The 12,650-nt window shown below is 59.4% G+C and carries 13 protein-coding genes and 1 tRNA gene; 4 read left to right on the top strand and 10 right to left on the bottom strand.

The window, feature by feature from the left end; translation table 11 throughout:
• The first annotated feature begins 61 nt into the window (after positions 1–61).
• The 4 genes from AC3YMN_RS14570 to AC3YMN_RS14555 all read left to right on the top strand — a co-directional run bounded on the left by AC3YMN_RS14570 (position 62) and on the right by AC3YMN_RS14555 (position 1,801).
• A complete protein-coding gene (locus AC3YMN_RS14570; RefSeq protein ID WP_489890537.1) occupies positions 62–490 on the top strand; it encodes a DUF2924 domain-containing protein in 429 nt (142 codons plus the stop codon).
• Positions 491–558: 68 nt separating this feature from the next.
• On the top strand, positions 559–993 hold the full coding sequence (locus AC3YMN_RS14565) for a recombinase family protein (protein WP_489890536.1): 435 nt from the start codon (positions 559–561) through the stop codon (positions 991–993).
• The gene (locus AC3YMN_RS14560; RefSeq protein ID WP_489890535.1) at positions 984–1,406 is read left to right on the top strand and encodes a hypothetical protein; all 423 of its coding nucleotides are present in this window, start codon (positions 984–986) and stop codon (positions 1,404–1,406) included. Before AC3YMN_RS14565 ends, AC3YMN_RS14560 begins: the two co-directional genes overlap by 10 nt.
• Positions 1,403–1,801, top strand: a complete 399-nt coding sequence (locus AC3YMN_RS14555) for a hypothetical protein (RefSeq protein WP_489890534.1) — start codon at positions 1,403–1,405, stop codon at positions 1,799–1,801. The genes AC3YMN_RS14560 and AC3YMN_RS14555 overlap by 4 nt, the downstream gene beginning before the upstream one ends.
• Here the strand turns inward: AC3YMN_RS14555 and AC3YMN_RS14550 are convergent.
• From AC3YMN_RS14550 to AC3YMN_RS14505, 10 genes are all read right to left on the bottom strand, one after another.
• On the bottom strand, positions 1,798–1,959 hold the full coding sequence (locus AC3YMN_RS14550; RefSeq protein WP_489890533.1) for a hypothetical protein: 162 nt from the start codon (positions 1,957–1,959) through the stop codon (positions 1,798–1,800). The two genes, AC3YMN_RS14555 and AC3YMN_RS14550, sit on opposite strands and share 4 nt — an antisense overlap.
• A gap of 15 nt (positions 1,960–1,974) precedes the next feature.
• Positions 1,975–3,204 carry a tyrosine-type recombinase/integrase gene (locus AC3YMN_RS14545; protein WP_489890532.1) on the bottom strand — a complete coding sequence of 410 codons (1,230 nt, stop codon included), beginning with the start codon at positions 3,202–3,204 and terminating at the stop codon, positions 1,975–1,977.
• A gap of 517 nt (positions 3,205–3,721) precedes the next feature.
• A complete protein-coding gene (locus AC3YMN_RS14540; protein ID WP_489890531.1) occupies positions 3,722–5,290 on the bottom strand; it encodes an ABC transporter substrate-binding protein in 1,569 nt (522 codons plus the stop codon).
• A 48-nt stretch (positions 5,291–5,338) separates the two neighbouring features.
• A complete protein-coding gene (locus AC3YMN_RS14535; protein ID WP_127751667.1) occupies positions 5,339–6,295 on the bottom strand; it encodes an ABC transporter permease in 957 nt (318 codons plus the stop codon).
• Complete coding sequence (locus AC3YMN_RS14530) at positions 6,292–7,218, bottom strand: ABC transporter permease (protein WP_489890530.1); 927 nt, start codon at positions 7,216–7,218, stop codon at positions 6,292–6,294. Before AC3YMN_RS14530 ends, AC3YMN_RS14535 begins: the two co-directional genes overlap by 4 nt.
• Entirely contained in the window at positions 7,215–8,204 is a 990-nt protein-coding gene (locus AC3YMN_RS14525; RefSeq protein WP_489890549.1) for an ABC transporter ATP-binding protein, read from the bottom strand. The genes AC3YMN_RS14530 and AC3YMN_RS14525 overlap by 4 nt, the downstream gene beginning before the upstream one ends.
• 35 nt (positions 8,205–8,239) lie before the next feature.
• Positions 8,240–9,337, bottom strand: coding sequence for an ABC transporter ATP-binding protein (locus AC3YMN_RS14520; protein WP_489890529.1), 1,098 nt, complete (start codon positions 9,335–9,337; stop codon positions 8,240–8,242).
• Between the two features lie 325 nt (positions 9,338–9,662).
• Positions 9,663–10,709, bottom strand: coding sequence for a D-2-hydroxyacid dehydrogenase (locus AC3YMN_RS14515; protein WP_489890528.1), 1,047 nt, complete (start codon positions 10,707–10,709; stop codon positions 9,663–9,665).
• 834 nt (positions 10,710–11,543) lie between these two features.
• A tRNA-Ser gene (locus tag AC3YMN_RS14510) sits at positions 11,544–11,633 on the bottom strand.
• A 45-nt stretch (positions 11,634–11,678) separates the two neighbouring features.
• On the bottom strand, positions 11,679–12,650 hold the full coding sequence (locus AC3YMN_RS14505; protein ID WP_489890527.1) for a quinone oxidoreductase family protein: 972 nt from the start codon (positions 12,648–12,650) through the stop codon (positions 11,679–11,681).

Raw genomic sequence — 12,650 nt, 5'->3', positions numbered from 1 at the left:
TCAACCCCTCCCACGGTGGCATCAAGCCCAATTATGCACTAACAATAATCCCGGACCGCCAATGCGGGGCAGACCACTCAAGACCCTGTCCATACTTGAACTGAAGGCCAAGTGGCGGGCGCTGTTCGGCACCGAGCCACCACCCTACAACCGCAAGTTCCTCGAGAGCCGCCTCACGTATCGCATTCAGGAACTGGTCTATGGTGGACTCAGGCCCGAGACCATTCGGCGCCTGGAGCAGCTCGGGGAGGAACTGGATGGCGGCCGCACCGAGGTGCGCAAGCGCTCCGCCAATCTGCTGCCGATTGCCGGGACGCGACTGCTGCGGGAGTGGCAGGGTGTCGAGCATACGGTCACTGTCACGGACAAGGGGTTCGACTATCTTGGCGTGCCCTACTCCTCGCTGTCCGCCATTGCCCGGCGCATCACCGGCACCCGCTGGAATGGCTGGACCTTCTTTGGGCTCAAGAACCAGAGGAGCAACCCATGAGGGATGGTGTTGTCCGTCGGCTCCGTTGTGCCGTCTACACCCGCAAATAGTCGGAAGAAGGCTTGGACATGGCCTTCAACTCGCTCGACGCGCAGCGGGAAGCCTGCCAAGCCTTTATCGCCAGCCAAAAGCCGGAGGGCTGGATCCCGGTGCGGGACGACTATGATGATGGCGGGTTCTCGGGTGGCAATCTGGATCGCCCTGCCCTCAGGCGCCTCATGGCTGACATCGAGGATGGCCTCGTTGATGTGGTGGTGGTCTACAAGATCGACCGCCTGTCCCGCTCGCTGATGGACTTCTCCAGACTCGTGGATGTGTTCGACAAACATGGCGTGACCTTTGTCTCGGTTACCCAGTCGTTCAACACCACCACGTCCATGGGACGGCTGACCCTCAACATCCTCTTGTCCTTTGCCCAGTTCGCTCCCGTGCTTGCAAGACGAGGGCACAGACCCCCGCCCTGCTCAAGGCGCTGCTGTTCGCCCCGAACGGCATGGCGATGACCCCAACCCACACCAGGCGGCGCGGCAGGCTCTACCGCTACTATGTCACCATGTCGGTGCTGAAGCTGGGTCCTGAGACCTGCCCGATCCGGCGCATTGGTGCTGGTGAGATCGAGGGCGCGGTGATCGACCAGTTGCGAGCGGTCCTAAGATCGCCGGATATCATCGCCAGAACGGCCGCGGCGGCACGGCAGCAGGACCGCGGCACCACCGATGACGAGGTCCGGCGAGCCCTGCAGCAGTTCGATAGCCTCTGGGATCAGCTGTTCCCAGCCGAGCAGGCCCGGATCGTGCAACTGCTGGTGGAGCGGGTTGACCTCAGCACGCAAGGCGCGACGATCGCTATCCGCGGCGAAGGCTTAGGCGGACTTGTCGCCGAACTGCCGAAGTTGAACCGGAAGGAAGCGGCATGAACCACTGCAAGGATCAAACGCCAGACACCCTCTCCGTAACGGTCCCGCTGACCATCCGCAAACGCGGCGGGCGCAAGCTGGTGCTGTCGCCAGCAGGAGAAGAAATCGCCACCTCTGCCCGCCCGCGGATCGACAACACTCTGGTCAAGGCCCTCGCGCGAGCCTTCCGGTGGCGCAAGCTGCTGGAGAGTGGGGCCTACGCCACCGTGGCGGAGATGGCGGATGCAGAGGGGATCGATAGATCCTATGTTAGCCGGGTGGTTAGGATGACCCTTTTCGCGCCCGAGATTATTGAGGGCATCCTGGGAGGACAGCGAATTGATCTGCTCCTGCCAGCGCTACTGTCGCTCAAGACCGAGCTGTGGCATGAGCAGGAGCGGAGCTTGGCCGGCTAATCGATCTGCTCGGTCTCGTATTCCTGCACATCTGAGATCTTTGCATATTCCCGCCACTCGCCCCCATGCAGGCTACCGCGCCAAGTGCGGAGTTCGTCGCGGCGGTCCTTGGCGACTTGAGCGTTATCGTGGCTGAGAGTGGTGAACCGCTGCCGCACCTCAGACTCTCGGATCTATGGGGAGAGGTGACCGTAAGTCCTCAGAACAGTTGTCGGATCCGCATGACCGAGTTGCTCGGCAACAGCGTAGACGGTTGCTCCGGCTTGAATGAGCTGACTGGCATAGGTGTGCCGCAAGCCGTGGAACGTGAACTCGTCTGGCAGCGCTGCAGCGCGGACAGCCGCCTTGAACAGGTGCTTGTAGTTGCCGAACCAAGGTTTGCCGCTGTCTCGAATAAACACCAGGTCTGACCGCTTGCCGCCCCTAGTGAGATCCAGAAACCAAGCCATGGCTTCATCGGGCAAGAACACGAAGCGTGGCTTATAGGTCTTGAGCGGCGCCACATAGATGCCGTACCCGTCACGACCAACATCGCCGCAGCGGAGGCGTAGCAGTTCAGTGGCGCGGCAGCCCGTATAAAGCGCGCCTAGAACCAGCCGAGCCACGTCCGGCCGGCACTGCTCCAGAAGCTCTCGGCATTCGGGTCTGGACAGGTGCAGGACACGAGGCCGATCCACAGCAGGGATGCGCCTCAAGCAACGCCAGGATCGATCGCTTTCAACCTTTCCGCTTTCCCAGCCCATCTGGAAAGCTACCCGCAGGATGCCGATCAGCGTATTTATGGTCTTCTTGCGCTTGCGCGTTTGCTCCTCATCAAGGCTCCCAATGCTGCGCGTCTTTCCCACTGCTTGATTGCCGCGCTTCGGCGGTGTTTCCAGCACTTGCTTCACGAACATCCGTAGGTGCTCGCCGGTGAACTCGGCCACAAGCATATGGGCCAAACGTGGAATGATGTGGTGGTTGATGAGGGACAGGTTGGTCTGAAAATGGCTCTTGGCGGCAGTCAGCCGCTTCCACTCCACATAGTCGTTCATTGCATGGGCGACGCTGTAGGGCCCCGGCACAGGGCAGACCACCAGCTCCTGTTGGACACCGATGCGCTTCTCGTCGGCGGCATGGGCATGAACAGCAGGACGAGAAAACCACCGCCGAGCTGCAGCCACAGCGTCCGGGTAGGTCAGTCCCGAGCCAGTGCTGTCATAAGCTGGGCCGATGCTCCGCCGGTAGTAACCGCCTGCCCTGGTGCGAATGCGGGCAACCCAGTAGTCGCCCTCTGAAGATCGCCTCAGGCCGATGTGCCGGCCATACCCGATAAGGTGGTAGTATGGGGTATCGCGAACGGCCAGCTGTGTTCTCACCTCTTCACGGCTTAGGTCGGGGCGATTTAGACGGGTAACGCTCATGGGGAAATCCTGCAAAAGCAGGCTACATCACGGGTCGTGAACAAAGGCGTGGTTACCAGCTTGGCGGAAACTCTCGCTTTCCCCGAGAACCTCACTTCCCCTGCCGGATAATTTCTACCGCCTGCCAGTGCAGCAGCAGGCTGCCTGCCGCCGCGGGTACAATCACCCAGATCGGAGCGCCTCCGAAACCTGCTGACAGGCTACTCCCAAGCAAAGTTACCGCTATGCCGTTGAGGTACTGGGCTCGGGTGCGACTAACTTCTTGTGACATGGCGACCTCCTGTATGGAGGTAGAGTACCCCTGTTCCTGGCTGCGGGGATAAGCAGGGCTGATTTGGGGCCGTACGCTGACCGGCAGCTTTAAGAGCCGAGGTGCCCGACAGTAGCCTTTCAGCAGGTCGTCAAAAGCCGTTGCCGACCTCACCATGATTTCCGGACGGGGAGAGCACCTCTGCTGCCAGTTAGAATCAGAAACGGCTTGAATCTTGCAGATCCAGGCCGCTGATCGCTCGCCTAACTACTCAGTGACGCCCTTAAGCACCAGGTTCAGGTAGACTCGACCGTCACGGCGCGGTTCGTACTGGAGCCGTGGAGAGGTGCCGTACAAGGTGGGCTCGGTAAACAACCACACCACAGGGGCCTGCTCAGCGACATATGCTTGGGCCGCGTTGCACATCTCGGTCCACTTGGACTGATCGAACTCCTGGTTGAAGGCTACAAACATTGCTTCGAACTTGTCGTCCACCCAGCTCATACGGTTCGAGCCGGAATCTTTTTGCACCAGAAGCAGATCGCCCTGACATGTGTAATCGGGACCAGACGAGCTGTTCATCAGGTCGCGGTAACCGGCACCTTGCTGCGCCCGCATTTGTGAGCTGACCGAGGCATCAATCACCCGCAGGTCAGCAATTTCGATTCCCACTTCCTTCCAGTACTCCGCCATGACCTGCGCCATGTCGCTGTCCATCAGATAGGAGCCGTTTGTGGTGTCGAAATTCAGCGACAGCCGCACTCCGTCCTTTTCGCGAACACCCTCGCTGCCGACCATCCAGCCAGCTTCGTCCAAGAGCTGCTTGGCCTTCTCCGGATCATAGGCATAAGGCTTCAGGTTGGGATCTTGATGGGGCGGATTGACCAGATCTATGGAACACTCCGCCATTCCGCCAAGTAGAGCGTCCGCCATTTCTTCGCAGTTGATGGCGTAGTTCATCGCTTGACGCACTTTGACGTCGGCGAGTGCGGGGTGGCGGCCCTGCTTGATGGCTACAAACAGGCGGCGATAGCTCGCGGCAACGATGACGTTTGCCCCTGAACTTTCGAGATCTGCTTTGAGGTCTGCCGGGACCCCCACCATCAAATCGGCAGACCCAGCCTTCATCTCACTGATGCGGGTTGCAACTTCAGGCACGGCCCTGATCACAACGTCGTCTACGGGCGGCTTGCCCAACCGGTACTTTTCGAAAGCCTTGAGCACCAGACCCTCACCAGGTCGGTAGGATACGAACTGGTAGCCACCCGCACCCACCGGGGCAAATGCAACCTCTTCAGGCGTATGCTCAGAGTAGTATTTAGGTGGCAGAAGCGAAAGTTCAGGATTGACCATATGCGAGGTGATGATCGGATCAGGCGCGGTCATCACGAGCTTTACCGTTAGGTCATCCACCTTTTCCATGTGGTCGTATTTCAGCGCCCCGAGCGCGAAGGTCAGGTCGCCTTCCCCGGCTTCGAATAATCTCTTGGCGCGATCGAATGTGAACACGGCCGCATCGGCGTTGATCGGCTCGCCATTATGGAACACCAAGTTGGGGCGGATCTTGATCTCCCAGTTCAAGGGATCGATCATGGTAATCGACTCGGCGATCGCCGGTACCACCTCGCCTGCGTTGTCGAGGCGGAACAGTGTTTCATGGATCGACAGGATGACATTGGCGTCAGCCTGCGTGAACATCGGATCGAGACTGACCGGCTCGGCGCGTTCAAGGAAGATAACCGGCCTGCTCTGGGCCATCACCGGAGAAGATGCAACAGCACCTAAACTCAGGCTGAGCGCAAGGAGCGCCGTTCGTAAAAGACCGTGTGGTTTCATTCTACTCCCCTTCAGCTGCGATGGCGTGCATGTCACGCTTTGACGAATTTATTGGAGAATGTTCTTCAGGCGCGGATCAAGGTAATCCCGCAGCCAGTCTCCGATGATGTTGATAGCCAGGACCGTTAGCGAGATCGCCAGGCCGGCTGGGATCGTCAGCCAGTCTGCCACCCCGATATACTGGCGCCCATCCGCCAGGATGGTGCCCCAACTCGGCACGCTTGGCGGCACGCCGACGCCCAAGAAACTCAACGACGCCTCCGCCACGATATTGCTGGCGACCGTGAAACTGGCGATGACGATGATCGGGCTCCAGATGTTGGGCAGGATATGCTGGAACAGAACGCGCCATTGGCGCTCCCCAGTCGCACGCGCGGCCAGCACGAACTCGTCGTTCTTGATCGACAGCACCTGGCTGCGCACGATGCGGGCGTACTGCACCCAGCCGGTCAACCCCAGCACCAGTATGAGTTTATCGAGCCCGCTGCCGAGCACGGCCATTATGGTCAAAGCCAGCAGGATTGTGGGGAATGACAGTTGGATATCGCAAATGCGCATGAAGACGTCGTCCACGACCCCGCCAAAGTAGCCGGACAAGAGCCCAACGAGCAGGCCCACCGTTCCTGAGATCACGACGGCGGATATCCCGACCGTCAATGAGACGCGCGCGCCGTAGATGATGCGGCTCAACACGTCACGTCCAAGTGTGTCGGTGCCAAGCCAGAAGGTTACGCCAGCGCTGTTCTGGTAGCCGGGGGGCTTCAGTCGCTGGATAACCTTGATGGCATAGGGGTCGCTGGGCGCCAGCCACTGTGCAGTGAGGGCGGCAAGAATGACGAGCAGGAGAATGAAAACACTCACCAAGGCTGCCTTGCTGCGCAACAAGCGCGGCAGGAACTGACTTTTCGAGGCGGGATTTGCCTCTGAGGCGGCAGACAACGCCAGAACCTCCTGCTCGGCTGGGATCAAGGCATCGCCCTTAGGAGGCTGTTGGATCAAGGTCATGAGCCATACCGGATGCGCGGATCGATCCAGGAATAAGCCAGATCGATGAGCAGGTTCACGCCTGCGAAGATCAGGGCCAGCATGATCACGCCGGCCTGCACGACATAGAAGTCCTTCGAGCCAATAGCCGAAACGATCTCGCGACCAACGCCCGGCCAGCCGAAGATGGTTTCGGTGATCACCGAGCCACCAAGCAGGAAGCCGAGTTCCAGCCCTATGGCGGTGACGATTGGCAGAAGCGCATTGCGGAGCACATGGGCATAAACAACGCGGTTTTCGGAGATGCCCTTGGCCCGGGCGGTGCGCGTAAAGTCGCGCTGCATGAAGTCCAGCATCGACGAGCGTGTCAGGCGCATATTGCGAGCAATAGGAAAGGCAGCCAGCGTGATCGCTGGCATGACCATATGCGCCCAGGTGCCGCTACCCGAGATCGGCAGCCATTTCAGCTGTACCCCGAACAACAGGATCAGCAGAATACCGAGCCAAAAGCTGGGGATGGATTGGCCTGCTAGGGCAAAAAAGGTGGCGACATGGTCTAGGGGCTTGTGCGCTTTTATTGCAGACAGGACGCCCAAGGGTATGGAAATCAGCAAAGACAAGACAAAGGCCACGGCCGCGAGGGTTATGGTAGCGGGCAACTTGTCCATGATGACCTGAAACGCAGGCTGATGGCGAACAAAGGAGTAACCAAAGTCTCCATGCAGCGCGTTCCAGACAAAGCTGCCATATTGAACGAACCAAGGACGGTCGAACCCCATCTTGACCCGATATTCTTGGATCTGCTCCACGGTCATTCGATCAGTCGCCTCGCCCAGGATCACCTCGGTGGGGTCCCCGGTGACAAACAGCATGCCGAACGCAACTATGCTCACTCCGACGACGACGATTAGAGACTGCAGCAGGCGGCGGATAACGTAACTCACTGCTGGGGGGCGCCCTGTCGTTGGCCCGGAGATACCCCATCGAGGGTTTCGGCGTAGTGACATGCAACCCAGTGACGAGGAGCGGCTTCCCGGAACCCTGGCTCGACAGCGCGACAGTGATCGGTCGCAAAGGGGCAACGCGTGCTGAACTGACAGCCTGTCGGAGGATTGGCAGGGCTGGGAAGATCACCTTGCAGCAGTATGCGTTGACGCTGCCGTTCCAGCGGCGGATCGGGGATGGGAATGGCCGAAAGCAACGCCTTGGTATAGGGGTGTAGCGGATGCTGATAGAGTTCGTCGCTCTCGGTCAGCTCCATCATCTTGCCCAAATACATGACGCCGACGCGAGTGGAAATGTACCGCACCATACTCAAGTCATGAGCGATGAAGAGGTAAGTCAGCCCCAATTCCTCGCGCAACTGCTCAAGCAGGTTGATGATCTGCGCCTGAATGCTGACATCGAGAGCGGAAATCGGCTCATCGCAAACAATGAAGTCAGGCGAAGTTGCCAGTGCCCTTGCGATGCCGATGCGCTGACGCTGCCCTCCCGAGAACTCGTGCGGGAAGCGGTCGCGAAAAGCAGTCCTGAGCCCGACCTTGGCCATCAGGTCGGCAACCACCTCCTTTTCCTCCCGGGAATTCTTCACCAGGCCATGCACGCGCAACGGCCGAGCGATGATCTCCCCCACCCGCATATGTGGGTTGAGCGAAGCATAGGGATCCTGGAAGATCATCTGCATATGCCGGCGCGCCTGGCGGATCTTTCCGGAATCTTGCTTCAGCAAGTCGGCGCCCTTGAAATGGACTTCCCCGGCAGTGGGACGATAAAGCTGCAGGATTGCACGGCCGGCAGTGGTCTTTCCGCAACCGCTCTCCCCTACAAGCCCCAGCGTTTCGCCCTTTTGGATGTCGAAGGTAATGCCATCAACAGCCTTTACAGCCCCGATCTGGCGATTGAGGAGGCCGGCGCGGATCGGGAAATGCATCTTCAGGTCTTTGACACGAACCAAGGGTTGGACGCTCACTGACGTGTATCCCCATGCCGCAATCGATCATGCCAGCAGGCAGCCAGATGTCCAGGCGCCACTTCTGCCAAGGGCGGCATTTCTCCCCGGCAGATCTCGGTCGCGTGGGGGCAGCGCGGCACAAAGGGACAGCCGATGATGGTGCCAAGCATATTGGGGGGCAAGCCCCCTATCGCCTGCAACTTACGCTTGTCGCGCGCATCCAGCCGCGGCAGCGAATTCAGCAGCCCGATGGTGTAAGGATGAGCAGGACGGGCATAAAGCTCGTCCACCGGCGCTTTTTCCACGATATGGCCGGCATACATAACCGCAACATTGTCGGCCAGGCGGGCTACAACTCCAAGATCGTGCGAAATCCAGATCACCGCAGTGCCTAACTCCGCCTGCAGCTTCTTGATCAACTCGACGATTTGCGCCTGGATGGTCACGTCCAATGCCGTGGTTGGCTCGTCGGCGATAATCAATTGAGGCGAGGACGACAGCGCCATGGCGATCATGACGCGTTGGCGCATGCCACCCGAGAACTGGTGTGGATAGTCATCCAGGCGCTTTGCCGGCGTGGGTATGCCCACCATGCCCAGCAAATCTGCGGCCTTGGCGCGGGCTTGGCGGCGCGTCAGATTCTCGTGCGCCTGAATGCTTTCAGTGATCTGGGCTCCAACCCGCATCACCGGATTAAGCGACGTCATCGGATCCTGGAAGATCACCGAAATTTCGCGCCCTCGCACATCACGCATGGCGCGGTCGTCCAATGAAAGCAGGTCGACGCCATTAAAGTGAATGGAGCCGCCGACGATTTGTCCAGGCGGCGACTGGATAAGACGCAAAATTGACAGCACGCCAACCGTCTTGCCGCTGCCGCTTTCCCCCACGATAGCCAGGCACTCGCCCTTGTTGACCGTGTAAGAGATACCGTTCAAGGCGTTCACCACACCATCGACCGTATAAAACTTGGTTTCAAGACCTCGAACTTCTAGGACCTTCGCTCCGGGAGCAGCGGCGGATCTGAGATCGGGAGCGCTCACAGAAGTTGCGCGAACAGCCCGATCGCTGCGAGCATCAACTCGTGCACTAGGCGTGTAGGCTTCAGTCATCCGGTATGGTTCTGCCTTTCCGAATACTCCAGCCCTTCTGTTCACCCTGCGGTGGTTACCTTGGACGGGAGCTTCATTCCAAGTAACAGCAGATACGTACCTGCCTCCAAAATCAACTCACAAAAACAGCTGCTCACCAAGTAAGCACCCGGATTATAAACTTATTACCTCACGTTGGCGGAGAGCGCAGACTTTACGCATAACCGAACGCGGATGAGCAAGCAGCGGCGCCGCATATGCAGAGACCATTGTCAAACAGAAACCAAAGTTGCGGCATGGCTGCACAGGCCGCCGGCCCTCCGCTCAGCAGTCTATCGTGTCGGTCTTAGTAACCGCGGTGGCGCTCATAAACATTACGGAGGGGCTCACCACGAGCAAACCGGCCCAGATTGTCGAGGAAGATATCCACGATACGACTGTTCTCGGCGTCAACGGTGCTAGCCGAATGAGGCGAGATCAGCACATTTGGAAGGTCCCAGATCGGGTTTTCTTTCGGGAGTGGCTCGGTCTCGAACACATCGAGGGCGGCGCCTTTGATGCGGCCCGACTTGAGCCCCTCATACATGGCAGCTTCGTTGATTACCTGGCCCCTAGCCACGTTGACAATAACGGCACCTGGTCTAAGGGCGTCGAGTTCGGGCTGGTCGATCAACAAACGCGTTTCTTCTGTTAGTGGGCAGGCAAGAACCAGAGCATCCACATCCGGCAAGACCTGTCGAATTTCCTTTTGATCAATCATGCGGCTGACCCCTTCAGGTGCTGTGCCGCCTGTTCGCCGAGTACCCCAGACTTCCACCCCGAAATGCGCGCAATCACGGGCAATTTCCCGCCCAACTGAGCCGAGGCCCACTATCAACGCGCGCGCGCCTTCTAGACCCCGAACGGTGTAGCGTTCCCAGTGATGCTCGCGCTTTCGAGCCTCCAGATAGGGCATGTCACGGAAGAAATAGAGGAGCCCAAGCGAAGCGAACTCCGCCAGTGGCCGGGCATGAACACCCGATGCCGTGGTGAAGGTGATATCGCTTTGGTCAAGACCTGTGCGGCGGAGGAACTCGCCAATGCCGGCGCTTGTCGCTTGCACCCAACGTAGGTTGGGCGCGTTGACAGGCATATTGCCCGGATCTAAGCGGTCGAAGTCGAACAGAATGTCGGCCTGCAGCATCAGTTCAGACCACCGTGACTGCTCGCCCGCACTTAGCGTCCGCGGTGCTCCATTATGGTCCGCGACATAGCGCGGCCTGGCGAGCAGATCAGGGTGGTGGATTACCTCGTATCGAGCCGGATCGTAGGCCTTGATTCGCTCGACATGCTGGTCTTCCAAGGGCGAAGCAATCAGGATGGTAAGCTTGTCGGGAGCATGTTTAATGTTCATGGGGTCTTTGTTCGCTAGGATTATCTCGGAGCCGAGCGACTTGAATCGCTGCAAGTCCTGCCGTCGGGGCTATTTGCTTACTACGGTGGAAGTTACCTCGGCTTGTGCCGGAACTCGGCGGCGTTAATTGCGTCCGTCCATTGTTAGCCAATAAGAACTTCAGCGGCTACTGCGATGAGCATGCTTGCGCACAATGAAGAGGTGGATTTGAAACTCCCAATCCAGGTTTTACACCCTTCTTGTCCTCGCACTGGAGCAATCCTCACGCGACTTTTCTGTCCCGCAACTCGAACGCCAAGCTTGTGCAAAGAATCTTATGTGCGCCATACTGCGGCGGCAACCGACACGCAGGGAACGGATGCACCGGGGCGGAGCGGGATACCGGCTGTGTAGGCGGGCGGTCGATAGCAGATACTTACGTGCCTGGGCATTGCCTGGCGTCTCCAGCATAAGGACCACGCGCGCGTCCAGATAGTGGACCGCCTGCTTTCGAGATGTCCGGTCGGTACACTGAACGGCGGAAACGGGGCGCACATCCGCCGACCAGACAGATGACCGCCAGCCGCGAAAGTTCGACCCCGGTCTCTCTCCCAGCCCCAATCATCCAGCCACCAACTCTCCTATCCCGCCTCAGCTAAGTACCTGAGACAGTACATCGAAAAAGCTGGGGACTAAAATGACGAAGTCCCCAGCTTTGGAGAACAATCGAGTCAGAGAGAGCATTTCGGGCGCTTAGGCCAGATGGGCAGTCCACAGGTGTAGCCGCAAAGGCCCGCGGAAGCTGGGGTTCTCACCCCTGCCCTACCCGCTGGAGAATGTTTGCTGCTGTGGGATTGGCGGGTAGGGAGGGATTCGAACCCCCGGAACGCTTTCACGTTCGCCGGTTTTCAAGACCGGAGCAATCAACCGCTCTGCCACCTACCCGACGCGCCAGCGTTTAGCCGCTGGCGGTTTGGCTGTCCATCCCCCCTATGGCAGCAGGATCACCGAGCCGGTGGTTTGCCGATCCTCGAGCGCGCGATGTGCCTCGGCTGCTTGCGCGAGGGGGAAAGTGCGTCCGATATTGACCTTGATCGCCCCCGACCTGATCGCGTCGAACAGGGCCTCGGCGCCTTCGAGCAGATCGCGGCGTTGCGGGAAATAATGCACGCTGATCGGCCGGGTCACGAACAGCGAGCCCTTGCGTGACAGCACGGTGAGGTCGGGAATGGACACCACGCCCGAGGCATTGCCGAAGCTGACCATCAATCCGCGCGGGCGAAGGCAATCGAGCGACTTGTCGAACGTGGCCTTGCCGACGCCGTCATAAACCACGTCGACGCCGCGTCCTTCGGTTAGCTCCCGCACGCGGGCGGCAAAATCCTCGGTCTTGTAATTGATGACCGCTTCGCAGCCATGCTCTAGGGCCAAGGCGACTTTTTCCTCACTCCCCGCCGTGCCGATGACGCGCACCCCCAGGGACTTGGCCCACTGGGTGGCGATCTGACCCGTGCCGCCTGCGGCAGCGTGCCATAGAATGGTTTCTCCCGATTGGACCGGCCAAGTCTTGAACAGGAGATAAAAGGCAGTAAGCCCCTTGAGCATCACCGCTGCCGCGGTTTGGTCGTCCACGCCATCTGGGATACGCACGAGGCGGTCCGCAGCCAACAAGCGCTGCTCGGCATAGGCGCCGACCTGCCCCTGGTAAGCCACCCGGTCACCAACGGCGAGGTCCTGCACGCCTGGGCCAACAGCGGTGACGATGCCGGCGCCTTCATTGCCCGCAACAAACGGAGTTTGCAGCGGATAAAGGCCCGAGCGCTGGTAGGTATCGATGAAGTTGAGGCCGATCGCGGTTTGGCGGACGGCGACCTGCCCCTCGCCCGGGCTGGCCACAGGCCAGTCCGTCCACTCCATGACCTCCGGGCCACCGGTATTTCGAACGATGATCGCCTTGCTCAT

It is taken from the genome of Devosia sp. Z11_6 (genome assembly GCF_058133665.1).
The sequence above is the reverse complement of the archived record's forward strand: the minus strand, read 5'-3'. Positions and strand labels throughout refer to the sequence as shown.